This is a genomic window from Stutzerimonas kunmingensis (genome assembly GCF_014764705.1).
Taxonomy (GTDB): Bacteria; Pseudomonadota; Gammaproteobacteria; order Pseudomonadales; family Pseudomonadaceae; genus Stutzerimonas.
Genome location: NZ_JACXXG010000002.1, coordinates 235392 through 260183, shown reverse-complemented (window position 1 = coordinate 260183; position 24792 = coordinate 235392). Strand labels below are relative to the sequence as shown.

Sequence of the window (24792 nt, the reverse complement as noted above, 5' to 3'; positions counted from 1 at the left end):
GTCAGCGACTCACAGCAACAGCTTGGTGATTGAGAATCTTGGGAGTCAAGAATATCAGCAACTCGGATTTTGAGTCTGCCACGACGTCCCTTCGAAACATACGCCCAAGATAAGGCAGATCACCCAGGAACGGAACTTTATCCACCGACCGGCTTTGCGTGTTGGAGAAAACCCCACCAATAACGACAGTCTCGCCGTCATTCACAAGGATTTTCGCGTTCACTTCATTCTTGCGGATGGTCGGAGTGCCGTTGACGTCGTTTGCAAAGTCCGGCTCGTCCTTGGTGACCTTCACCTCCATGATGATCCGGTTATCAGGGGTAATCTGGGGCGTCACCTCCAGCGAAAGCGCGGCCTCCACGAAGGTTGTGGAAGTAGCACCGCTTGAACTCGCCTCTTGATAAGGAATCTCCGACCCCTTGAGAATCTTTGCCGTTTCCTTATCAGCCGTCATGACCTTTGGCTGAGAAACCACTTCGCCATTACCCGACTTTTCCATCGCGGAAAGCTCGAGATCAAGAATCAGATTATCTGTGATATAGCCAATTCCGATTCCGGCAGTCCGATTCGCTACGCCAAGGTCAACGAACGGATAATTACCGTTGCCATCTTCGCCACTTTCACCAGCCTCATCGCCAAAATCGTCGCTGCCGTAAACAGCGCCCCGCCCGTTAGCGAACAGCTGCGTCCCACCCCAACGTACGCCCAGCGCCTTGTCATAATCTACGTTCGCCTCGACGATTCGAGCCTCGATCATGACCTGTCGGACTGGAATATCCAGCTGCGCCACGATGCGCCGAAGTTCGTCCAAGCGCTCCTGAGTCTGGTAGGCAATGATGTTGTTCGTACGGTCATCAACCGCGAGCGATCCACGCTCGTCTGCCTGCCCCTCGGAATTGGTCACCGACTGAAACAGCCGCGCAATATCGGCAGCTTTTGCATAATTGACCTGAACGACCTCGCGACGAAGTGGAGCAAGCTCGGCGATCTGCCGCTGCGACTCAAGCTCCTGACGCTCACGGGCAGCAATCTCGTCGGCAGGCGCGACCAGCAGCACGTTACCAACCTGGCGCTTATCCAGACCTTTGGTTTTAAGCACCAGATCCAGCGCCTGGTCCCAAGGCACGTTTTGCAGACGCAGGGTTATGTTGCCAGCGACGGTATCGCTCGCCACCAGGTTCAGATCGGTGAAGTCAGCGATCAGCTGCAGTACGGAACGAACGTCGATATCCTGAAAGTTGAGCGAGAGTTTCTCGCCCGAATAAGCGAAGCGCTCAGCCTTGCGCTTCTCGGCTTCATCCTCGGTCAGAGGCTTGATGCTGATGGTCAGTTTGTTGTCTGTCTGGTACGCCAGATAATCGTATCGACCGGTCGGCTCGATGGCGACACTAGCTCCACCGGCCTGAGCGGACGAATCGACAAACTTTACGGGCGTAGCGAAATCCTGAACATCAAGACGAACACGCAGCGCCTCCGGCAGTTGAGCCTTGTCGAAGAGGACACGAATCTTTCCGCCCTGCTCCTCAATGGTCGAGCCTACCGATGGGTCAGAGAGCGTAATAACGACGTTTCCGGCACCGTCTTCACCCCGACGGAAATCGATGTTCTCGATCGCCTTACCTACAGCCATCGCCTTGGCAGGCGCAACCACTGGAGCAACGGGCGCAGCTGAAACAGCTGGGGCACGTACAGCACCCGAACTTTCGCCCAATACCACAAAGAGATTGTTACCATCTACGCGAGTGGAGTAGGGCACCAGAGTATTGAGATTAACGATCAGTCGGGTACGGCCTTGGGCTTCAACGACGGTCACGCTCCGCGCATTGCCAACTCCTAGCTCGCGATTCTTCGCTCCGAGCTTATTGGATACGCCGGGCAGGTCGAGCGCGATCCGCGCAGGCTGATCGAGGGTATAACCACGCGGTGCAGCCACCGGTTCGTCGAACGCAAGCTTCAATTCAACACGGTCGCCAGGCAGCGCAGCGACATCGAGGGCGTTCAGGTTGGCCGCCAGCAGGGCTGGAGAAATAAACGCCGCAAGCAAAGAGATACCTAGGCGTGAAAGGGTAGTGTTCATAAATTGCTTCCGTTGTGCAGACCGGTAAAGGTTTTCCATGCTTTTGCCCCGCGCTAGGTGCGCTCTTTCAAGGTCAGACTGCGCGGGCGCTCGAGCCACCCACCCTCTCCATCAGGTACGATTTCCACTACATCCACTCCCGCATCGCTGATCTCGACGATACGGCCATGGTTGCGCCCCAAATAGTCACCAATCTTGACGCGATGAACCCCGTCGCCGCCCTTGATCAAGGCGTACCGCCCCCCACCATTGGCTAACGTGCCTACCATCGTGAAGTTCTCGATATTGAACCCCTCAAGAAACTGCTTAACTCGCGACTCATCGGGCTGGATATCTTTTGAGCCCTTTTGCCGCTGGGTTAAATCAAGCTTGACGGGAGGCTGAAACGGATGTCGCAGGGCGGCAGCGCTATAGGTAAAGGCTTCGTAGGGAATGAATGCCGGTAGCGGCTCAATTGTCCCTTTCGGCTTCGCCCTGACCTCATTCATATATTGCTGCAGATCGCCGAAGTCGTTGCTGCTGCCGCAGCCAGTCAGCGCAACCAGACTTAAGCCCAACGCAGTAAGTCTCGCGCGATTCATTTCTGCAGCCCCTTGTCGTTATAACGATAAGTCTTAGCGACGATGTTCATCCGCAATTTTGATGTAGCTTCGTTCTTTTCAGTCTTGATCTCGAAATCATGTAGCGTGACGATACGCGGAAGGCTTGCCACACCACTCACGAAAGTTGCCAGATCGTGATACCCCCCAACGACCTTGATATTTATAGGCAACTCGATATAAAACTGCTGAGCCACCTCTGGCTGCAACTTGATTTCCTCGAACTCCAGCCCACTACCGAGACCCGTTCGAGTGATGTCTTCCAGAAGCCCAGGGACCTCGGTATCGCTTGGCAGTTGCCGCAATAACGCACCAAACGACGTTTCCATCTCGGCCATTTGCGCTTTATAAGCTTCCAAATTGGCGGCCTGGAAGGCTTTGGTCGAGAACTGCTGCTTCAAGGTTTCTTCCTGAGCGCGCTGCTGCTCCAATTGCAGTTGCATATCCTGCAAATGAAAGTAATAACCTATAGCAAGCACCGCTGCGAGAAGCATAACGCCAGCAATGAACTTGACCGGCGCAGGCCAAGAACCGAGGTTATTAAGATCGAGATCAGCGAAGTCTATCTTGCGAAAACTATCTAACGATTCAGCCAGACTCATGGCTTTGCTCCTTCCGTAGCGGCAACCGGCTGCGTTTGCTGAACCGTCAGCTGGAACACATTTTCCTGATCCACGGCACCGGCGGTGACGGCTTTCACCTCGTTCAGATTCGGCGCCTCGAGCCAATCAGAGGCATCAAGATTGCGCATAAGGTTGGAGACACGATTGTTCGATTCGGCGGCACCAATGATCGCAATGTTCTTTCCGGTCATTTTTACCGAAGTGAAATACACTCCATCCGGCAGAGTTCTTACAAGCTGATCAAAAACTCGCCCGATAATAGGTCGATTACCTTGCAAGTCCTGGATGATTTTCATTCGCTCCAGTAGTTGCTGACGGCGCTCTTTTAATTCCTTGATTTCTTTAATACGAGCATCAAGAACCGCAATTTCCTTTTTGACAAACTCGTTGCGCGCACTCTGCTGCTCAATCGCAGCTTGGAAATAACGATCTCCAAGAAAGACCAGACCAGCCGCTATGACCAGCACACCGACCAGAGACGCTAGGAAACGCTGCTTTCGTTCTTCACGCAGCTGTTCACGCCACGGAAGTAAGTTGATTTGCGCCATTAGTCGAAGCTCCTTAGCGCCAGGCCACAAGCAATCATCAAGGCCGGCGCATCGCTAGCCAGCGCTCCAGCATTCACTTTGCTGCTCAAAGCCATATCGGCGAATGGATTCGCAACTAGAGTCTGAGTACCGATCTTCTGCTGAATCATGTGATCCAACCCAGGTATCGATGCCGTCCCGCCCGCTAACAGGATGCAGTCGACATCATGGAACTGTCCTGCCGCAAAGAAGAACTGCAACGAGCGAGAAACCTGCTGCACAACTGCCTCTTTGAACGGAAGCAAAACCTCACTGTCGTAGTCGTCTGGGAGGCCGCCTTGCTTTTTGGCTAGACCAGCTTCTTCTTGTGAAAGGCCGTAGCGTCGCTGAATTTCCTCCGTCAGCTGACGCCCGCCAAAAAGCTGTTCACGGGTATAAATAGTACGACCGTTATGCAGAACACTGAGGGTAGTCATGGTGGCACCGATATCCACCACGGCGACGGTCAGCTCTCCATGCGCCGCACCCAACTGTGGAGCGAGTAGCCCGTAAGACCGCTCAAGCGCATAGGCTTCGACGTCAACCACCTTGGCAGTGAGCCCCGCCAGCGCAAGCGCTGCCTCACGAATTTCGACGTTTTCCTTGCGGCAAGCGGCGAGCAGGACTTCTGCTCGGCCAGGAGAGCGAGGAGCCGGCCCCTGGACTTCGAAGTCGATCGCCACTTCTTCCACCGGATAGGGAATGTACTGGTCCGCCTCGATCTTCAGCTGATTCTCGAGTTCTTCGTCGGACAAACCAGCATCCATCTCGATGATCTTGGTGATTACCGCGGAGCCTGAAACAGCCACTACCGCCGACTTGCATCCGGTCTTGGCCTTGGCAACCACCCGCTGCAATGCCTGGCCGACGCCCTCGAGCTCGGCGATGTTCTTTTCAACTACGGCGTTTGCCGGGAGCGGCTCGACAGCATACGCCTCGACGCGGTAGCGACTACCTGATCGACTTAATTCGAGGAGCTTGACTGAGGTCGAACTGATATCGATCCCAAGCAGCGTGTTCGCTTTCTTAGTGAAGAGCCCTAGCACGACCGATTTCCTATCTTTATCCGCAACTTACGGATTAATTATGTTTATCCACATTAGATAACAGCCTTGACAGAAGCGCAAATGGCTACCCGGCAAAAAAACCGCATATAATGTGAACGGTTTTCCCTTTCAGCATCGCCGCAGTCTTCCTCCCCCAAATCCTGGATTCCAAGAACCCTGATGCGTTTTTTGAAATTTTTTCTCTGGTCGTGCTTCGCAGTCTTTTGCGCACTCTTGCTGAGCATCAGCGGCGCATTTCTCTACCTCAGCCCCAACCTCCCCTCCGTCGATTCCCTGCGGAGCATACAGCTTCAAATTCCGCTGCGGGTTTATAGCGCGGATGACAAGCTGATCGCCGAGTTCGGGGAAATGCGACGCTCACCGATCCACTTCGAGGACATCCCTGAGGAATTCATCCACGCACTGCTGGCTGCCGAGGACGACAATTTCGCTAATCATTATGGCGTCGACATAACCGGCCTGATGCGCGCTGCCACGCAATTATTGAAAAGTGGGCAGATTCAGACCGGCGGCAGCACCATTACCATGCAGGTGGCGAAGAATTACTTCCTTACCAGTGAGCGGAGTTTCTCGCGCAAGATCAACGAGATACTGCTGGCATTGCAGATAGAGCGCGAGCTCAGCAAGAACGAAATCCTCGAGCTGTACGTCAACAAGATCTACCTTGGCAATCGTGCCTATGGAATCGAGGCGGCTTCTCAGGTGTATTACGGCAAGCCCATTTCGGAGCTTAGCGTCGCACAGCTGGCGATGATCGCCGGCCTGCCGAAGGCACCTTCTGCATTCAACCCATTGGTTAATCCGACCCGCAGCAAAGAACGACGCGACTGGATCCTGGGCCGCATGCACAGACTTGGCTCACTGGATGAAACTAGCTATCGGCAAGCACTCGCCGAACCTGAGACCGCTCGGTACCACGGCGCAGCCCCCGAGCTGGATGCCGCCTACATCGCGGAGATGGCGCGCGCCGAGATGGTGGGCCGCTTCGGCAGCGCTGCCTACACGGATGGCTTCCGGGTAAAGACCACGGTGTCCAGCGAGCGGCAGCTTGCTGCCAACCTCGCACTCGACAACGGACTGATTGAATACGACCAGCGGCACGGCTACCGCGGACCGGAAGCGCGCCTCGCAGAACTGCCGCGCGATAGCTGGCCCAGCGAGCTGGCCAAGTACCGAAGCCTTTCCGGGCTGCAGCCGGCCGTCGTCACGCAGGTAGAGACCAGCGGGATTCTGGTGCTGACGCGCGACGGAAACGAGCACGCAGTCGCTTGGGACAGCATGAAGTGGGCCCGTCCCTACCTCGGCATCAACAGCATGGGGCCAAGGCCGCAGCGCCCAGCCGACGTGGTCAAGCTAGGCGACGTGGTCCGCATTCGCTGGCAGGACGATGAAACAGCCGTATTCAGCCAGGTGCCGCAGGCGCAGGCGGCACTGGTTTCACTCGACCCCCAGGATGGTTCGATCGAAGCGCTCGCAGGCGGTTTCTCGTTTGGCCAGAGCAACTACAACCGCGCCATCCAGGCCAAGCGCCAACCCGGGTCGAGCTTCAAACCGTTCATTTACAGCGCAGCGCTGGACGCGGGCTACACCGCCGCGAGCCTGGTCAACGATTCCCCCATCGTCTTTGTCGAACAGGGCATGGACCGCATCTGGCGCCCGAAGAACGACAACAATACGTTCCTCGGGCCGATCCGCATGCGCGAGGCGCTGTACAAATCGAGGAATCTGGTTTCGATTCGTCTGCTGCAGACAATGGGCATCGACCACACGGTCGATTACATCAGCCGCTTCGGTTTCAATCCGCAGGACCTGCCGCGCAACCTATCTCTGGCATTGGGTACCGCGACGCTTACACCTATGGAGATCGCCACCGGCTGGACGACCTTTGCAAACGGCGGGTACAAGATCGAGCCATACCTGATCCAGCGCATAGAAGACCGTGAAGGCAAGCTGCTCTTCGAGGCCAACCCGGCACGCGTGCCATCACGGAATACCGAGACCAAGGAAACAGAGGCCGAGGCTTACGCAGCGCCTGACACTAGAGCCCTGAATGACGGCGAGGCACTCGACGCCGAACCACGCCTTGCCGAGCAGGTACTCGATGAACGTACCGCCTACATCATGACCAGCATGCTGCAGGACGTTATCAAGCGCGGCACAGGGCGACGTGCGCTGGCCATGGGTCGCGGTGACATCGCAGGCAAAACCGGCACCACCAACGACTCCATCGACAGCTGGTTCTCCGGCTATAACGCCGACATCGTAACCACGGTATGGGCGGGCTTCGACCAGCCACAAAGCCTGGGGCGCAACGAGTATGGCGGCACGGTCGCCCTGCCGATCTGGATGAGCTACATGAGCGCAGTGCTAAAGGACATGCCCGAACACCCGCCAGCGGAGCCGGACGGACTGCTCAAGCTGCGCATCGATCCGGTCAGCGGTCGCTCTGCCACACCCAGCACGCCTGACGCCTATTTCGAGGTCTTCAAGAGCGAGGATTCGCCGCCCCCCATGGGTGAATTCGACTCTGGAACCCAGGCACCTGGAAGCCCTCTTCCGGCCGATGAAGCCGCCCCGCTGGATCTGTTCTGATCGACCGATTTTCGCCAGCCAACAAAAAACCCCGCCTTGGCGGGGTTTGTTTTTTCAGCGCGGTCAGCCGTTGAAAACGTCGTTAACCGACTGCAGCGGATAATGCGACGGGTAAGGCAATGTCGCCACGCCACTTTCGATGGCTGCCTTGGCCACGGCATCAGACACCAACGTGATCAGACGCGGATCCATTGGCTTCGGAATGATGTACTCGCGGCCGAATTCCAGACTATCCACACCGTACGCAGCAGCCACTTCAGCCGGCACTGGCAACTTGGCGAGATCGCGCAGCGCAATGGCGGCCGCGATCTTCATCTCCTCGTTAATGCGCTTGGCGCGAACATCCAGCGCGCCACGGAAGATGAACGGGAAGCCCAATACGTTGTTGACCTGGTTCGGGTAGTCCGAGCGACCAGTTGCCATGATGACATCCGAACGCGTCGCATGCGCCAGCTCCGGGCTGATCTCCGGATCAGGATTGGAGCAGGCGAAGACAACCGGATTGGCCGCCATGCGCTTGAGACCTTCCGGACTCAGCAGGTTGGCGCCTGACAGGCCGACGAAAACGTCGGCACCTTCGAGCGCATCGTCCAGAGTGCGCTTGTCGGTCTCATGGGCGAACACAGCCTTGTACTGGTTCAGATCGTCACGGCCGGCGTGGATGACGCCCTTGCGATCGATCATGAAGATGTTCTCGATTTTCGCACCCATGCTGACCAGCAGCTTCATGCACGAGGTTGCGGCAGCCCCAGCACCGAGGCAGACGATCTTGGCCTGCTCGAGAGTCTTGCCGGCGATTTCCAGCGCATTGAGCATGCCGGCAGCCGTCACGATGGCGGTGCCATGCTGGTCGTCATGGAAAACCGGGATATCGCACTGCTCGATCAGCGCCCGCTCGATCTCGAAGCACTCCGGCGCCTTGATATCTTCCAGATTGATGCCACCAAAGGTGATCGAGATGCGCTTGACGGTATCAATGAAGGCCTGCGGGCTTTCCGCATCGACTTCGATGTCGAATACGTCGACGCCAGCGAAACGCTTGAACAGCACGCCCTTGCCTTCCATCACCGGCTTGGAAGCCAGCGGGCCAAGGTTGCCCAAGCCGAGAATAGCGGTGCCGTCGGAGATAACAGCCACCAGGTTGCCTTTGCCAGTGTAGCGGTAAGCCAGTTCCGCATCGCGAGCGATCTCGCGCACAGGCTCAGCTACACCCGGGCTGTAGGCCAGGGAAAGATCACGAGCAGTGGCGGTGGGCTTGGTCAGCTCGACGCTCAATTTCCCTGGACGGGGCTGGGCATGGTATTCGAGCGCGGCAGTTTTCAGGTCAGTCATGTGGCATTTCCGCTTATTTTACTGGGACAGACAGGCGGTCGAGCATACGCCAAGAACAAGCGCACTCACAAGCCAGCGGGCCGGCTGACTGTCAAGCCCAAGCCGCTACGACTTTCCGGGTAGATTCACGCGCCGTTACGAACAGCCGATCAGCGCGACAACCCCAGCATCGCCGGATGGGTGACGCGCAGCATCCAGCGGGCCTGCCCGGCCCCCACCCGTCCGCGGCGGTCGACTACCCAGCCCCTCAGCTCGAGTCGCTTCCCGGCAAGCACCGTCATTGTCCGGACATCGAATGCGTCAAGCGCCTGCGGCGGTATGTTCACCACCAGCGGACCATCCATTTCCAGCCAATAGCCGCCGCGATTGCGCTCGACCCGCTCGACCCTGCCTTCGAGCAGCGCGAAGCCACCACGCTTCAACGATTGCGGCGAGCCGGGCTTCAGCTCGCGCCATACACCCAGACCGTTTTGCCGCGCCTGCTGCTCGGCCCGCTGCTGACAGGCCACCAGCTGTGTATTCGGCGCCACCGCGACCATGAAGCCAAGGCCATCGGCAAGCAGCACGGCTTCGAGATTACGTCCCTGCGCGTCATAAGCATGGGCCAGCGTGCGCCCATAGCGATCCTGCCGCTCCTGGCCCAGGACCAGACCGACCCGCCCGTCACTGGCCTGCACCAATGCCTGCAGTCGGCGCCGTGCGGCCAGCGCGAAAGGCTCGGCCTTGCGCCCGTCACGCCCCAGCTCCGGCGTGTTGATGCCGATCAGCCGCACGCTGCGACCATCGACCAGACGCAGCGTATCGCCGTCAACGACTTGGGCCACTTCCAGCGTCGACAAGCGCCCCGGCGACGGGCAGAAGGCAAGCGCTTGAATTTGCCAGAAGACGGAAACGAAAAAGGCGCCCACCAGGGACGCCTTTTTCATGTGCTCGGAAAACCCCATTGGATTCCCGGTACGCCAGCTTACTTGGCGCCGAACACACCGAAACGCTGCTTGAAGCGATCGATACGGCCGCCGGTATCCAGCACCTTCTGCTTGCCGGTGTAGAACGGGTGGCACTCGGAGCACACGTCGAGGCTCAGGTTCTTGCCCAGCGTGGAGCGGGTCTTGATGACGTTGCCACAGCTGCAGGTGGCCTCGATTTCGACGTAATTAGGATGGATATCGGCTTTCATGGTGAATCCTCTAGGATTGTGTGCCGCCACCCGACCCTATGTCGAGTACCGCACGAAGTAGGGCGCGAATCATACCAGAGCGCTAGGGTGATGCAAGCGCGGGCGACAGACGCGCTGAGCCGCTGGCGCGCTCGCGACGACGCCGAATCGCGTCATCGTTTACCATCGCCGCACATCACCAAGGATCATCGAGTGTCTTCCAGCATCCTCCGCCTGGCGCTGCCCTCACCCCTGCGTCGCCTGTTCGATTACCTGCCGCCGGCTGGCGTGTCACCCGCCGCTCTTCAACCAGGCGTACGCCTGCGCGTGCCCTTCGGTCGACGCGAAGTGGTCGGCATTCTGGTCGAGCTGAGCGACCACAGCGAAGTGCCGGCGGAAAAGCTCAAGCCGGCTCTGGAACTGCTGGATAGCAAACCACCCCTGCCCGCCCCGCTATTCAAGCTTTGCCTGTGGACCGCGCAGTATTATCAGCACAGCCTTGGCGACACCCTCAGCTGGGCACTGCCGGTACTGCTGCGTCAGGGCGAACCCGCTGAAGCGCGACAAGAGCGCTACTGGCACGTAGCCGAAGGCGCGAGCCCTGACGATCCGCGATTGGTTCGTGCTCCCAGGCAGCGCGAAGCGCTGAAGGCCATCGCCCAGCACGCACACGGCTTGCCACATGCGCTGCTCAGCAAACTGCAGCTGAACAAGGACAGCCTCGACCTGCTGCTGGAAAAGGGCCTGGTGCGTATCGAATCCCGCCGCAGCAGGCCGACGCGCGGGCACAGTGGCGGCTGGCTGTTACAGGCCGAACTCACCTTGAATACACAGCAACGCGCAGCCTTCGAGGCGGTGAGCGCGGGCCTCGGAGGATTTCAGGCGTTCCTGCTGGCGGGGGTGACCGGCAGCGGCAAGACAGAGGTCTACCTGCATCTGATTCATCGCGTACTGGAAGCCGGCAAGCAGGCGCTGGTGCTGATTCCCGAGATCAACCTGGGGCCACAGACGCTTGCCCGCTTCGAACAGCGCTTCAACGCCCGGATCGCGCTGCTGCACTCAAACGTCAACGATCGTGAACGACTCGATGCCTGGCTCGCCGCCCGCGATGGCGAGGCGGATATCATCATCGGTACCCGTTCGGCCCTGTTCACGCCGATGAAGAATCCCGGCCTGATCATCATCGACGAGGAGCACGACGCCTCTTATAAACAGCAGGAAGGCTTGCGCTACCACGCCCGCGACCTGGCCCTGCTGCGCGCGCGCCAGGAGAACCTGCCGATTGTGCTCGGTTCGGCCACGCCCTCGCTGGAAAGCCTTCACAACGCCCACAGCGGCCGCTATGCGCTACTCAAGCTGACGCAACGGGCCGGCAATGCACAGTCGCCGCGCTTCCTGCGCCTGGATGTCAAGAGTCGCCCGCTGGACGCCGGCATATCCGGCCCGCTGCAACAGGCCATCGGCCAGACCCTCAGCGCCGGCCAGCAGGTTTTGGTCTACCTCAACCGACGTGGCTTCGCCCCCACCCTGCTCTGCCATGACTGCGGCTGGCTCAGCCAGTGTCCGCGCTGCGACGCGCGGATGACCCTGCATCAACGTCACAACGAACTACGCTGCCACCACTGCGGGCACGTTGAGCGACCGCCGCGCAACTGTCCGGACTGCGGCAAGGTGGATCTGCGCCCGGTTGGCGCCGGAACGGAACGCGCCGAGGAGCGCCTGGGCATCCTCTTTCCCGACCATCCGGTGCTGCGTATCGACCGCGACAGCACCTCGCGCAAGGGCGCGATGGAGCAGATGATCGGCACCATCAACCGCGGCGAACCCTGCCTGCTGGTCGGCACGCAGATGCTCGCCAAGGGTCACCATTTTCCGCGCGTCACGCTGGTGGCGATTCTCGATGCCGACGGCGGGCTGTTCTCAGCCGACTTCCGCGCCAGCGAGCGCATGGCCCAACTGATTGTCCAGGTCGCCGGGCGCGCCGGGCGCGCAGAGGAGCCTGGCAAGGTCATCATCCAGACGCATCTGGCCGACCATCCGCTGCTGGTGCAGCTGACCGAACAGGGTTATTTCGCCTTCGCCGAGCAGGCCCTGTCCGAGCGCCGCGCGGCCGGCCTGCCGCCGTTCAGCCATCTGGCGCTGCTGCGCGCCGAGGCACAGAAGCCCGGCCAGGCCGAAGCCTTCCTCGACGACGCCTGCAACCTCGCCGAACAGTTGCTCGACCAGCTGCAGCTCAACGGCGTCGACCTGCTCGGACCGGTTCCCGCACCGATGGAACGGCGTGCCGGCCGCTACAGGGCGCAATTACTGCTTCAGGGCAACGCGCGGGCGACCCTGCACCGGCTGATGGGCGCCTGGGTCCCGATGCTCGAACAACTGCCCGGCGGTCGTGCCGTGCGCTGGAGCCTGGATGTCGACCCGATCGATCTGTTCTGATCGCCTGATCGAAACCCGGACTTTTGCCGCCCTGCGCGCCACGCACCTTGAAGCGATACCCATCGCGACCCGATAATGCCGGGTTTTCGCGCACACTTGCGGACTGAGCCGACCATGAAAGACAGCATTCGCCACCTGATCCAGCAAGCCCTCGTCCGCCTGACCGCTGAAGGCGTCCTGCCTGAAGGGCTGACCCCTGCGATTCAGGTGGAAAACACCAGGGACAAGAGCCACGGCGATTTCGCCAGCAACATCGCCATGATGCTGGCCAAACCGGCCGGGCTGAAGCCGCGCGACCTGGCCGAGAAGCTAATCGCCGCGCTGCCGCAGGATGCGCAGATCAGCAAGGTGGAAATCGCCGGACCAGGCTTTCTGAACTTCTTCCAGAACAGCGACGCACTGGCCGAGCGCCTCGAAGCGGCCCTGGCCGATCCACAGCTGGCAGTGCGCAAGGCGTCGGCGCCTCAGCGCGTGGTGATCGACCTGTCATCGCCGAACCTGGCGAAAGAGATGCATGTTGGCCACCTGCGCTCGACCATTATTGGTGACGCCGTCGGTCGTGTGCTCGAGTACCTCGGCGACGAGGTGATCCGGCAGAACCACGTCGGCGACTGGGGCACCCAGTTCGGCATGCTGCTGGCTTACCTCGAGGAGAAACCGGCGGCGACGGAAAGCGAGCTGTCCGACCTGGAGCAGTTCTATCGCGCAGCGAAACAGCGCTTCGACGAGTCCGCCGGGTTCGCCGACCGCGCCCGCGAACTGGTGGTAAAGCTTCAAGCCGGGGACGCACAGTGCCTGAGCCTGTGGACGCGCTTCAACGATATTTCCCTGTCGCACTGCCAGAAGATCTACGACCGCCTCAACGTCAAGCTGACCCCGGCCGACGTCAAGGGTGAGAGCGCCTACAACGCCGAGCTTGCAGATATCGTCGAAGCTCTGCGCAGTAAAGGTCTGCTCACCGAGGACAACGGCGCGCAGTGCGTCTTCCTCGACGAATTCAAGAACGCCGAAGGCAATCCGCTCCCGGTGATCGTGCAGAAGGCCGGCGGCGGCTACCTCTACGCCACCACCGACCTGGCGGCCATGCGTTACCGCAGCCAGGTCCTGCATGCCGATCGCGCGCTGTATTTCGTCGATCAGCGCCAGGCCCTGCATTTCCAGATGGCTTTCGAAGTGGCGCGTCGCGCCGGCTTCGTCCATGCCGGCATGCAGCTTGAGCACATGGGCTTCGGCACCATGAACGGCGCCGACGGCCGCCCGTTCAAGACCCGCGACGGCGGCACGGTAAAGCTGATCGATCTGCTCGACGAAGCCGAGCAGCGCGCCTATGCCCTGGTCAAGGGCAAGAATCCGGACCTCGATGAAGCCGAGCTGCGCCAGATCGCCCGCGCGGTGGGTATCAGCGCCGTCAAATATGCCGACCTGTCCAAGCACCGCACCAGCGACTATCGCTTCAACTTCGAACTGATGCTGAGCTTCGAAGGCAACACCGCGCCCTACCTGCTCTATGCCTACACCCGCGTGGCCAGCGTTTTCCGCAAGCTGGGTCAAGGCATCGATGAGATCGCCGGGCAGATTCAGCTCGAGGCTGAGCAGGAACTGGCGCTCGCCGCCAAGCTCGCCCAGTTCGGCGAAGTGCTGAACAGCGTCGGTGAGAAAGGCGAACCGCACTTGCTGTGCGCTTACCTGTACGATCTGGCCGGGCTGTTCTCCAGTTTCTACGAGCACTGCCCGATCCTCAGCGCCGAACAGCCAGAGCAGAAGCAGAGTCGACTGCGCCTCGCTGCCCTGACCGGCAAGACCCTCAAGCAGGGCCTGGAACTTCTCGGCCTGGAAACTCTGGAGCGCATGTAAGTGGCTGCAAGGAAGAAAGCCGCGCCCAAACGAGGCGCGAGCCGCTATCAGGCGCCCGCCAAACAGGCCGTACCAGGCTGGATCTGGCTGGTCTGTGGCCTGGTCATCGGCGGTTTCATCATGTTTCTGATGATCCTCGAGCCGGGTGGCGAGGAGGTCAAGCGCAACAAGGACGCACCCAAGACCGCGATCAAGGAGCAGCCCAAGCGCACGCCAGCCAGCGAGCAGGCGGCCAAGCCGAAGTACGACTTCTATACGCTCCTGCCGGAGTCGGAAGTGATTCTGCCGCCGGAAGCCAAGCAGCCGGAACCGCCGGCCAAGCCGGTAACGCCGGAGGAAGCAGCGAAGATCGACGAAGCCCGCGCGCAGGCCGCACTCAATGGCCAGGTACCACCGCCGCCGCCCACAGTGGCCAAGGCACCAGTTACCCAGTTCTTTCTGCAGGCCGGCTCGTTCCGCCAGCAGGCGGAGGCTGATCGGGTACGCGCGCAGATCATCCTGCTTGGTCAGGACGTGCGCGTGGAAAGCGTCAAGGTGCGTGATGAGCCCTGGTATCGCGTGCTGGTCGGACCCTTCGGCAGCCGCGAGCAACTGAATGCCGCACAAAAGACGCTGGCCGCCAGCGGCTACAAGAACCTGCTGTTGCAACAGCGGCAGACGCGCTGAACGAAAAACGCCGGGCTTTCGACCCGGCGTTTTTCATTCTGGCGCAGCAAAGCGATCAGCTTTCCCGCGGCGCGTAGGCAAACACGTCAGCGCGCATCTGATGCGGGTCCATCCCCGCCTCCACCAACGCATCCAGCGTGCCATAGACCATCGACGGCGAGCCGCTGGCATAGATATGCAACGGTTTGAGATCGTTGAAATCCTCGCGAATCGCTTCGTGCAGCATGCCGCAGCGACCTTCCCAGCCGCAGACGTCGCTGACGACACGGTGCAGATGCAGATTGCTCATGCCCTGCCATTCACCCCAGTGCGACAGCTGATAGAAGTCTTCGGGATGGCGAACACCCCAGTACAGATGCACCGGATGCGAGAACCCGGCTGCGCGGCAATACTCGATCAGACTGTGCATCTGCGCCATGCCGGTGCCCGCTGCAACCAGTACCAAGGGACCGTCCGGCAGTTCTGCCAGATGCGTGTCGCCGAATGGCAGTTGGATCCGCGCAAAGCCCTGCCGCCGCAGGAATGCCAGCAGCTCGATCGCGGATTCCTCACGCGCCAGCACGTGCAGCTCCAGCTCTCGGCCGCTGCCGGGAGCAGAGGCGAGGGAAAACGCCGACCACTCACCGTCCTCCCGTTGCAGCAACAGATATTGACCGGCGTGATAGCGCGGCTGGCGACCGGCCGGCAGGCGTAGGCGCAAGCGCACCACATCGCCACCGACCTCTTCGTAGCCACTGAGCTGGCAGGTCAGCTCGCGTACCGGCAATTCACCGGGCGCCAGCACGCCATCCCAGAGCAGCACGCAGTCTTCCAGTGGCTCGGCCAGGCAGGCCAGCAGCTCGCCGTGATCGCGCACCTCGCCGGCCTGCCGCACACGTCCTTCGACCAGCAGCGAGGCGCAGATGTGGCAATTGCCGTTGCGACAGCTCTGCGGGCATTCGTAGCCCAGACGCCTGGCGGCATCGAGAAATCGTTCGCCGGGCCGCACGTCGAGCACGGCGCCGGATGGCTGCAAAGTAACTTTCATGTGCACGTCTTATCAGTGAACGGGATGACCCGCCAAGGCTTTCGGGCGGGCTCGGGCCCGCCTCTTCGGATATGTCAGTCGATACCCAGCTGCGACCAGAGTTCATCAACCCGCTGCTTCACCGCCGGGTCCTGAACGATGACCCGCCCCCATTCGCGGTTGGTCTCGCCCGGCCATTTGTGGGTGGCATCCAGGCCCATCTTCGAGCCCAGCCCGGAGATCGGCGAGGCGAAATCCAGGTAGTCGATCGGCGTGTTGTCGATCATCACCGTGTCGCGCTTGGGGTCCATGCGTGTGGTGATGGCCCAGATCACATCGTTCCAGTCGCGGGCGTTGATGTCGTCGTCGGTGACGATGACAAACTTGGTGTACATGAACTGACGCAGGAAGCTCCACACGCCGAGCATGACCCGCTTGGCGTGGCCGGGATACTGCTTCTTCATCGTCACCACCGCCATGCGATAGGAACAGCCTTCCGGCGGCAGGTAGAAATCGACGATTTCCGGGAACTGCTTCTGCAGGATCGGTACGAACACCTCGTTCAGTGCCACGCCGAGAATCGCCGGCTCATCCGGCGGACGCCCGGTATAGGTGCTGTGATAGATCGGGTTTCGGCGATGGGTAATGCGCTCGACGGTGAACACCGGGAAGCGGTCGACCTCGTTGTAGTAGCCGGTGTGGTCGCCGTACGGTCCTTCATCGGCCATCTCGCCCGGATGGATATGCCCTTCGAGGACGATCTCGGCGTACGCCGGCACCTGCAGATCGGAGCCGACCGCCTTGACCAACTCGGTGCGCGAACCGCGCAACAGGCCGGCGAAGGCATATTCGGACAGCGTATCGGGCACAGGCGTCACCGCGCCGAGAATCGTCGCCGGATCCGCGCCCAGCGCCACGGCGACCGGGTACGGCCGATCCGGGTACTTCTCGCACCATTCGCGGAAATCCAGCGCCCCGCCGCGATGACTGAGCCAGCGCATGATCACCTTGTTGCGACCGATTACCTGCTGGCGGTAGATGCCGAGGTTCTGCCGCTCCTTGTTCGGCCCCTTGGTAATGGTCAGACCCCAGGTGATCAGCGGCGCGGCGTCGCCCGGCCAGCAGTGCTGTACGGGGATTGTCGCCAGGTCGACGTCATCACCTTCGATGATCACTTCCTGGCAGGGCGCGTCCTTGAGCACCTTGGGCGCCATGCTGATGACCTTCTTGTAGATCGGCAGCTTACTCCAGGCGTCCTTCAGCCCCTTCGGCGGCTCCGGCTCCTTGAGAAACGCTAGCAGCTTGCCGATCTCACGCAGTTCGGAGACATCCTCGGCGCCCATACCGAGGGCGACCCGCTGCGGCGTGCCGAACAGATTGCCGAGCACCGGCATGTCGAAACCCGTCGGGTTCTCGAAGAGCAGTGCCGGGCCCTGCTTGCGCAGGGTGCGGTCACAGATTTCGGTCATTTCCAGAACCGGGGAGACAGCAGCCGTGACGCGCTTGAGCTCACCGCGTTTTTCCAGGCCGCTGATAAAGTCGCGCAGATCGCGATACTGCATGCTTGAGCCTCGCTGGGGCCGGCAGGGACGAGGCGCAAAGTTTAGCGCCCGCGTCGGGTTTTCCAAAACCTGCAGACAGACGAAGGCCGGGTTTCCCCGGCCTTGTTGGCAACGACGAGTTGCTTACTTGCGCTTCATGGACATGAAGAATTCGTCGTTGGTCTTGGTGTCCTTGAGCTTGTCGAGCAGGAACTCAATCGCAGCGCTTTCATCCATCGGATGCAGCAGCTTGCGCAGGATCCAGATGCGCTGCAGCTCTTCCTCGCTGGTCAGCAGCTCTTCGCGGCGAGTACCCGAACGGTTGATGTTGATGGCCGGGAAGACACGCTTCTCGGCAATGCGACGATCCAGTTGCAGCTCGAGGTTGCCGGTGCCCTTGAACTCCTCGTAGATCACCTCGTCCATCTTCGAGCCGGTCTCCACCAGCGCGGTGGCGAGAATGGTCAGCGAACCGCCTTCCTCGATGTTGCGCGCGGCACCGAAGAAACGCTTGGGCTTCTCCAGGGCGTGGGCATCGACACCACCAGTGAGCACTTTGCCGGAGCTCGGGATCACGGTGTTGTAGGCACGCGCCAGACGGGTGATGGAGTCGAGCAGAATGACCACGTCCTTCTTGTGCTCGACCAGGCGCTTGGCCTTCTCGATCACCATCTCGGCGACCTGCACGTGACGGGTTGGCGGCTCGTCGAAGGTGGAGGCGACCACTTCGCCGCGCACGGTGCGCTGCATCTCGGTCACTTCTTCCGGACGCTCGTCGATCAGCAGCACGATCAGGTGGCACTCGGGGTTGTTGCGGGTGATGTTGCTGGCGATGTTCTGCAGCATGATCGTCTTGCCCGCCTTTGGCGGAGCGACGATCAAGCCGCGCTGGCCCTTGCCGATCGGAGCACAGAGGTCGATTACGCGACCGGTGAGGTCTTCGGTGGAACCGTTGCCGGCTTCCATCTTCAGGCGCTCGTTGGCGAACAGCGGGGTCAGGTTCTCGAAGAGGATCTTGTTCTTCGCATTCTCCGGCCGATCGTAGTTGATCGAGTCGACCTTGAGCAGGGCGAAGTAGCGCTCACCTTCCTTCGGAGGGCGAATCTTGCCGATGATGGTGTCACCGGTGCGCAGGTTGAAGCGGCGAATCTGGCTGGGCGAGACGTAGATATCGTCCGGGCCGGCCAGATAGGAAGAATCCGCGGAGCGCAGGAAGCCGAAACCGTCCTGGAGAATCTCCAGCACGCCATCACCGGAAATTTCCTCGCCGCTTTTAGCGTGCTTCTTCAGCAGGGAGAAAATCACGTCCTGCTTGCGCGAACGGGCCATGTTATCGATGCCCATCTGTTCGGCCATTTCCAGCAGTTCGGTGATGGGCTTTTGCTTGAGTTCAGTCAGATTCATAGAGAGAGTCAGGAAGGATGTAGAAAGCGATTAGCTTGAGAAGCCGCGCAGCAAGAGACGAACAGGTTCGTTGTGCTTTATGAGGCTGAAGTGCGTCGGCGACGGCGTGCAGAGGGCGACGGAAGAATGCGTCGCGAGGCCGAATTTAGCACCGTGCAGACGAAGCGTCCACCCTGCCGATGAAAAAAGCCCCCGCGACTGCGAGGGCTTTAGAGGGGAACTTCGGCGAAGTCAGATGTTGCTGTCGAGGAACGCCGCCAGCTGCGACTTGGACAGTGCACCGACCTTGGTCGCCTCGACGTTGCCGTTCTTGAACAGCATCAGCGTCGGGATACCGCGCACGCCGTACTTCGGTGGGGTTTCCTGGTTCTCGTCGATATTGAGCTTGCAAACCTTCAGACGACCTTCGTAGTCCTTGGCGATCTCGTCGAGTACCGGCGCGATCATCTTGCACGGACCACACCACTCGGCCCAGTAGTCGACCAGTACGGGACCGTCGGCCTGGAGGACGTCCTGCTCGAAACTGCTGTCGCTGACATTGTTGATGTATTCGCTCATGGATTTTCTCCAGGGTCGGAACGGAAAGGTCGCCATCATAGCCCTACTGTGAGCGGATCGAAAGCTGCAGACCCTCGGGTCGGCGACGATCGCCCGCGAGCGGCGCCTTCGTGCGTCAACGACTGCGTTGGCGGATGGGGGCGATCATGTCAGGATGTCTGAGTTTTGCATCGAGACTGCCCAATGCGCCATAACACCGCTGAGACCTTTCCCATGATCGCCGCCCTGGATCTGGGCTCGAACAGCTTTCACATGGTGCTTGCGCGCACCAGCAATGGCGAAATGCGCATCCTCGAACGGCTCGGCGAGAAGGTCCAGCTGGCCGCCGGGATCGACGAAAACCGTCTACTCGACGAGGCCGCCATGCAGCGTGGGCTGGACTGTCTGCGTCGCTTCGCCCAGCTGGTCAATCATCTGCCGCAGGGCGCCGTACGCATCGTCGGCACCAACGCACTGCGTGAAGCGCACAATCGCGCCACCTTCATCCGCCGCGCCGAAGAGATCGTCAACCATCAGGTCGAGGTCATCTCCGGCCGCGAAGAAGCGCGCCTGATCTATCTCGGCGTGTCGCACACCATCCCGAGCAGTTCCGGCCGCCGCCTGGTGGCAGACATCGGCGGCGGCAGCACCGAGTTCATCATCGGCGAAGGGTTCGAATCGCAGCTGCGCGAAAGCCTACAGATGGGCTGCGTGAGCTACACCCAGCGTTTCTTCCGTGACGGCAAGATCACCCCGGCACGCTACGCCCAGGCCTACACCGCCGCGCGGGTGGAGCTGATGGGCATCGAGCATGGTCTGCGCCGGCTCGGCTGGCAGGAATCCATCGGCGCGTCCGGCACCATCCGAGCCGTAGGCCTGGCGATCAAGAGCGGCGGCTTCGGCAACGGCGAGGTCAACCTCGAAGGGCTGGGATGGCTCAAACGCAAGCTGTTCAAGCTCGGCGACGTGGAGAAGATCGACATCGACGGCATCAAGCCGGACCGTCGCGGCGTGTTTCCTGCGGGCCTGGCGATTCTCGAGGCGATATTCGATGCGCTGGAGATCAGCAGCATGACCCACTCCGAAGGCGCCCTGCGCGAAGGGGTGCTCTACGACCTGCTAGGCCGTCACCATGACGAGGACATCCGTGACCGCTCGCTGAGCTTCCTGATGGAGCGCTACCACGTCGACATGGAACAGGCCGCGCGAGTCGAAGCCAAGGCGCTGGAGGCGTTCGACCAGGTGGCCGAGGCGTGGAGCCTCGATCAGGACTGGCACCGGGAGCTGCTCGCCTGGGCTGCGCGGGTGCATGAAGTGGGCCTGGATATCGCGCACTACCACTACCACAAGCATGGCGCTTACCTGATCGAGCATTCCGACCTGCCCGGCTTCTCCCGTCAGGATCAGCTGATGCTGGCGCTGCTGGTGCGCGGCCACCGACGCAATATTCCTCAGGACAAGTTCGGCGAGACCGGGGTCGATGCCGATGCACTGGTGCGACTGTGCATCCTGCTGCGCTTCGCCATCCTGTTCCACCACATCCGCGGTGCCAACGCCGTCTCCGAGGTGCAGCTAAAGGCGACCGAACGGGGCCTGGAACTGATCTTCCCGACCGGCTGGCTGGGCGCGAACCCACTGACCAGGGCCGACTTCGAGGCCGAAGCCGCCTGGCTCGCGCGCGTGGGCTACGAACTGCGGATGAAATGACACAAGGGCCCTAGGGGCCCTTGATGATACAGGTAACCAGTCTTCGCCTCCTCAGCCAGGCCGACGCGGCGCGCGCCAGCCACATGCCTGAAAACGCGCCGCGGGAAACACCTGACTCAGCGCACGCCGACCTGCGGCCCGGTGAGACGCTCCAGCAACGTACTCTGGATGTTGCGCGCATTCTGATTACCGGTGGGGCTGTTGCGCAGGTAGCTGCCGTCAGGCTGCAGAATCCAGCTCTGGGTGTTGTCGCTGAGGAAGCCTTCCAGCTCCTTCTTAACCCGCATCACCAGTTTCTTGCCTTCCACCGGGAAACAGGTTTCCACCCGACGATCGAGGTTGCGCTCCATCCAGTCGGCACTGGACAGGTAGAGCTTCTCGTCACCGTCATTCTGGAAGTAGAACACCCGACTGTGCTCAAGGAACCGGCCGATGATCGAGCGCACATGGATGTTGTGCGAGACACCGGCGATGCCCGGCCGCAGGCAGCACATGCCACGCACGATGAGATCGACGCGCACGCCGGTCTGGCTGGCCTTGTACAGCGCCTTGATCATCTTCGGATCGGTCAGCGCATTGATCTTCAGAATGATATGCGCGGGCCGCCCCTCGGCCGCGTGCTGGGTTTCCTGCGCGATCAGGTCGAGCAGCGTCTTCTTGAGGGTAAATGGCGCGTGCAGCAGCTTCTTCATGCGCATGGTCTTGCCCATGCCGATCAACTGACTGAACAGCTTGGAGACATCCTCACACAGCGCGTCATCGGATGTCAGCAGACTGTAGTCGGTATACAGCCGGGCGTTGGCCGCGTGGTAGTTGCCGGTGCCCAGATGCGCGTAACGGCACAGCTCGCCATTTTCGCGACGCAGGATCAGCATCATCTTGGCGTGGGTCTTGTAGCCAACCACGCCATAGATCACCACCGCGCCGGCCTGCTGCAGGCGGCTGGCGAGCTGCAGGTTGGATTCCTCGTCGAAGCGGGCGCGCAGTTCGATCACCGCGGTAACTTCCTTGCCGCTGCGCGCCGCATCGACCAGCGCATCGACGATCTCCGAATTGGCACCCGAGCGATACAGCGTCTGCTTGATCGCCAGCACGCACGGGTCCTTCGCAGCTTCACGCAGCAGATCGACCACCGGCGTGAAGGACTCGAACGGGTGCAGCAGCAGGATGTCCTGCTTGTTGATCACACTGAATATCTTGTCGCTGTTCTGCAGCAACTTCGGAATTGATGGTGTGAAGGGGCTGTATTGCAGCTCCGGGTGGCTGTCCAGCCCGGTGATGCTGAACAGGCGGGTCAGGTTGACGGGGCCGTTGACCCGGTACATTTCGCCCTCGCCCAGACTGAACTGCTTGAGCAGAAAATCGGCCAGGTGCTGCGGGCAAGTATCGGCCACTTCCAGGCGCACGGCATCGCCATAACGGCGCGAGATCAGCTCGCCACGCAGCGCGCGTGCCAGGTCCTCGACGTCCTCGGTGTCAACCGAAAGGTCGGCGTTGCGGGTGAGGCGGAACTGGTAGCAGCCCTTGACCCGCATGCCGTGGAACAGGTCGTCGGCATGGGCATGGATCATCGAGGAGAGGAAGACGAAGTTGTCGCCGGCGCCGCCGACCGACTCCGGCACGCGGATCACCCGCGGCAGCAGGCGTGGCGCCGGGATGATCGCCAGACCGGAATCGCGGCCGAAGGCATCGACGCCTTCCAGCTCGACGATGAAGTTCAGGCTCTTGTTCACCAGCAGCGGGAACGGATGGGTCGGATCGAGACCGATCGGCGTGACGATCGGCGCAATCTCGTCGCGGAAATAGCGGCGCACCCAGGTCTTGAGTTTGGCCGTCCAGTGCCTGCGGCGAATGAAGCGGATCTGATGCTCGGCCAGCACCGGCAGAAGCACGTCGTTGAGGATCGCGTACTGGCGGTCGACCTGTTCGTGGACCAGCTCGGATATGCGCGCCAGCGCCTGATGCGGCTGCAGGCCGTCGGCGCCCGCCTGTTCGCGGGCGAAGGTGACGCGCTTTTTCAGTCCGGCGACGCGAATCTCGAAGAACTCATCGAGGTTGCTGGAGAAGATCAGCAGGAACTTCAGCCGCTCCAGCAGCGGATAGGACTCATCCAGCGCCTGCTCGAGCACGCGGACGTTGAACTGAAGCTGCGAAAGCTCGCGATGGATGTACAGCGCACTGTCGTCCAGGTTGGTCACCAGCGCGACCGGCGTCTCCTCGACGACTTCCAGTGGCGCAGACACCACCTCGGGCAACGTCTGTTCCAGCACCTCGCCGACCACGGCGTCCTGCAGATCCTTTTCGCTGAGTCCCTGGTTGATCATCGCTTTGCCTCGAAAGGGCTCACTGGCCCCGTTTTAATTGATGTGCCGCCTGTTTGGCGAAGTAAGTCAGGATGCCATCGGCCCCGGCACGCTTGAAGCCGACCAAAGACTCAAGGATGACGGCCTCGCTCAGCCAGCCATTCTGGATGGCGGCCATGTGCATGGCGTACTCGCCGCTGACCTGATAGACGAAGGTCGGCGCCTTGAAGGCATCTTTGACCCGCCAGACGATATCCAGGTAGGGCAGACCGGGCTTGACCATCACCATGTCTGCGCCTTCGGCCAAGTCGGCGCCCACTTCGTGCAGCGCCTCGTCACCGTTGGCCGGGTCCATCTGATAGGTATTCTTGTTGCTCTTGCCGAGGTTGGCGGCAGAGCCCACCGCATCTCGGAACGGGCCGTAGTAGGCGCTGGCGTATTTCGCCGAGTAGGCCATGATGCGCACATTGTGGTGTTCGGCCACTTCCAGCGCCTCGCGAATCGCCTGGATACGACCATCCATCATGTCCGACGGCGCGACCACCTGAGCGCCGGCTTCGGCGTGGGACAGCGCCTGGCGGACCAGCGCGTCGACAGTGACATCGTTCTGCACGTATCCGTTGTCGTCGAGAATGCCGTCCTGGCCGTGCGTGGTGAAAGGATCGAGAGCTACGTCGGTGATGATCCCCAGCTCAGGGAAACGCGCGCGCAAGGCGCGCGTGGCGCGCTGGGCGATGCCCTCCGGGTTCCAGGCTTCGGCCGCATCGAGGGACTTCTTCTCCAGCGGTGTCACCGGAAACAGCGCCAGCGCCGGAATGCCCAGCGCCACCAGCTCTTCAGCCTCCTCGAGCAGCAGATCGATGGACAGGCGCTCCACTCCCGGCATCGACGGCACCGGCTCGCGGCGGTTCTCGCCGTCGAGCACGAACACCGGCAGGATCAGGTCATCGACGGTCAGCACATTTTCGCGCACCAGACGGCGGGAAAAATCGTCACGACGATTGCGACGCAGACGAGTAGCGGGGAACAGCCGGCTGGCAGGAACGAAACTCACGACGGACTCCTAGCCCGCAGAACGGGCGAATATGACGTTTATAGGCCCGACACATGACGAAATGATGACAACGCCAGGCCACCGAGCCTCCGAAACCGCGCCCATTGTCGCCAGCCATGCCGGCGACTGCCAGTGCTTTGATCAGGCGCAAACTGCCGCGCCAGACCTGCGGCAATGAACACCGGCGCATCGCGCGAATCCAACGGAACGTGTGGGGCTTACCTGGAACCGTCCCAGGTATTAGCATCGAACGCATCCGCCGTGCCCGACGC

Annotated in this window: 19 protein-coding genes; 5 read left to right on the top strand and 14 right to left on the bottom strand. The window is 60.9% G+C overall.

From position 1 onward, the window contains the following. Position 1: 1 nt before the first annotated feature. Genes IEG05_RS03020 through IEG05_RS03000 form a run of 5 tightly spaced genes read right to left on the bottom strand, consistent with a single transcriptional unit; the run spans position 2 to position 4911 of the window. Complete coding sequence (locus tag IEG05_RS03020; protein WP_046618306.1) at positions 2-2077, bottom strand: type IV pilus secretin PilQ; 2076 nt, start codon at positions 2075-2077, stop codon at positions 2-4. A 53-nt stretch (positions 2078-2130) separates the two neighbouring features. Then, positions 2131-2658, bottom strand: a complete 528-nt coding sequence (gene pilP, locus IEG05_RS03015) for a type 4a pilus biogenesis lipoprotein PilP (protein ID WP_003301042.1) — start codon at positions 2656-2658, stop codon at positions 2131-2133. After that, on the bottom strand, positions 2655-3278 hold the full coding sequence (gene pilO, locus IEG05_RS03010) for a type 4a pilus biogenesis protein PilO (RefSeq protein ID WP_046618307.1): 624 nt from the start codon (positions 3276-3278) through the stop codon (positions 2655-2657). Before pilO ends, pilP begins: the two co-directional genes overlap by 4 nt. Then, complete coding sequence (pilN, locus tag IEG05_RS03005) at positions 3275-3847, bottom strand: type 4a pilus biogenesis protein PilN (protein ID WP_014821721.1); 573 nt, start codon at positions 3845-3847, stop codon at positions 3275-3277. The genes pilO and pilN overlap by 4 nt, the downstream gene beginning before the upstream one ends. After that, on the bottom strand, positions 3847-4911 hold the full coding sequence (locus IEG05_RS03000; RefSeq protein ID WP_046618308.1) for a pilus assembly protein PilM: 1065 nt from the start codon (positions 4909-4911) through the stop codon (positions 3847-3849). Before IEG05_RS03000 ends, pilN begins: the two co-directional genes overlap by 1 nt. Before the next feature lie 180 nt (positions 4912-5091). Here IEG05_RS03000 and IEG05_RS02995 point away from each other — a divergent pair, with 180 nt between their 5' ends. Continuing rightward, positions 5092-7524 carry a penicillin-binding protein 1A gene (locus IEG05_RS02995; RefSeq protein WP_046618309.1) on the top strand — a complete coding sequence of 811 codons (2433 nt, stop codon included), beginning with the start codon at positions 5092-5094 and terminating at the stop codon, positions 7522-7524. A gap of 63 nt (positions 7525-7587) precedes the next feature. Here IEG05_RS02995 and IEG05_RS02990 read toward each other — a convergent pair whose 3' ends face one another. The 3 genes from IEG05_RS02990 to rpmE all read right to left on the bottom strand — a co-directional run bounded on the left by IEG05_RS02990 (position 7588) and on the right by rpmE (position 10033). Continuing rightward, positions 7588-8856 carry a malic enzyme-like NAD(P)-binding protein gene (locus IEG05_RS02990; protein WP_014821724.1) on the bottom strand — a complete coding sequence of 423 codons (1269 nt, stop codon included), beginning with the start codon at positions 8854-8856 and terminating at the stop codon, positions 7588-7590. Positions 8857-9005: 149 nt separating this feature from the next. Continuing rightward, a complete protein-coding gene (locus tag IEG05_RS02985; protein WP_046618310.1) occupies positions 9006-9800 on the bottom strand; it encodes a thermonuclease family protein in 795 nt (264 codons plus the stop codon). Positions 9801-9820: 20 nt separating this feature from the next. After that, on the bottom strand, positions 9821-10033 hold the full coding sequence (rpmE, locus tag IEG05_RS02980) for a 50S ribosomal protein L31 (RefSeq protein ID WP_014821726.1): 213 nt from the start codon (positions 10031-10033) through the stop codon (positions 9821-9823). A 192-nt stretch (positions 10034-10225) separates the two neighbouring features. Between rpmE and IEG05_RS02975 the strand changes: the two genes are divergently transcribed. From IEG05_RS02975 to IEG05_RS02965, 3 genes are all read left to right on the top strand, one after another. After that, positions 10226-12448: a primosomal protein N' gene (locus IEG05_RS02975; protein ID WP_191121617.1), complete on the top strand. Its 2223-nt coding sequence runs from the start codon at positions 10226-10228 to the stop codon at positions 12446-12448. Positions 12449-12562: 114 nt separating this feature from the next. Next, complete coding sequence (argS, locus tag IEG05_RS02970; RefSeq protein ID WP_046618311.1) at positions 12563-14302, top strand: arginine--tRNA ligase; 1740 nt, start codon at positions 12563-12565, stop codon at positions 14300-14302. Then, positions 14303-14968, top strand: coding sequence for an SPOR domain-containing protein (locus tag IEG05_RS02965; protein ID WP_046618312.1), 666 nt, complete (start codon positions 14303-14305; stop codon positions 14966-14968). Positions 14969-15023: 55 nt separating this feature from the next. On the opposite strand, the gene IEG05_RS02960 is transcribed toward IEG05_RS02965, so the two are convergent. The 4 genes from IEG05_RS02960 to trxA all read right to left on the bottom strand — a co-directional run bounded on the left by IEG05_RS02960 (position 15024) and on the right by trxA (position 19477). Then, positions 15024-15995, bottom strand: coding sequence for a CDP-6-deoxy-delta-3,4-glucoseen reductase (locus IEG05_RS02960; RefSeq protein WP_046618314.1), 972 nt, complete (start codon positions 15993-15995; stop codon positions 15024-15026). Positions 15996-16069: 74 nt separating this feature from the next. Further along, complete coding sequence (gene ubiD, locus IEG05_RS02955) at positions 16070-17536, bottom strand: 4-hydroxy-3-polyprenylbenzoate decarboxylase (protein WP_046618315.1); 1467 nt, start codon at positions 17534-17536, stop codon at positions 16070-16072. A gap of 123 nt (positions 17537-17659) precedes the next feature. Then, complete coding sequence (gene rho / locus IEG05_RS02950; RefSeq protein ID WP_014821732.1) at positions 17660-18919, bottom strand: transcription termination factor Rho; 1260 nt, start codon at positions 18917-18919, stop codon at positions 17660-17662. A gap of 231 nt (positions 18920-19150) precedes the next feature. Next, positions 19151-19477 carry a thioredoxin TrxA gene (trxA, locus tag IEG05_RS02945; RefSeq protein WP_003283463.1) on the bottom strand — a complete coding sequence of 109 codons (327 nt, stop codon included), beginning with the start codon at positions 19475-19477 and terminating at the stop codon, positions 19151-19153. A gap of 183 nt (positions 19478-19660) precedes the next feature. Between trxA and ppx the strand changes: the two genes are divergently transcribed. Next, complete coding sequence (gene ppx / locus IEG05_RS02940; RefSeq protein WP_046618316.1) at positions 19661-21163, top strand: exopolyphosphatase; 1503 nt, start codon at positions 19661-19663, stop codon at positions 21161-21163. A gap of 116 nt (positions 21164-21279) precedes the next feature. On the opposite strand, the gene ppk1 is transcribed toward ppx, so the two are convergent. After that, positions 21280-23487, bottom strand: a complete 2208-nt coding sequence (ppk1, locus tag IEG05_RS02935) for a polyphosphate kinase 1 (protein WP_046618317.1) — start codon at positions 23485-23487, stop codon at positions 21280-21282. A gap of 19 nt (positions 23488-23506) precedes the next feature. Then, positions 23507-24520 (bottom strand): porphobilinogen synthase, encoded by a 1014-nt coding sequence (gene hemB, locus IEG05_RS02930; protein ID WP_046618319.1) that lies wholly within the window; start codon positions 24518-24520, stop codon positions 23507-23509. Positions 24521-24792 lie beyond the last annotated feature (272 nt).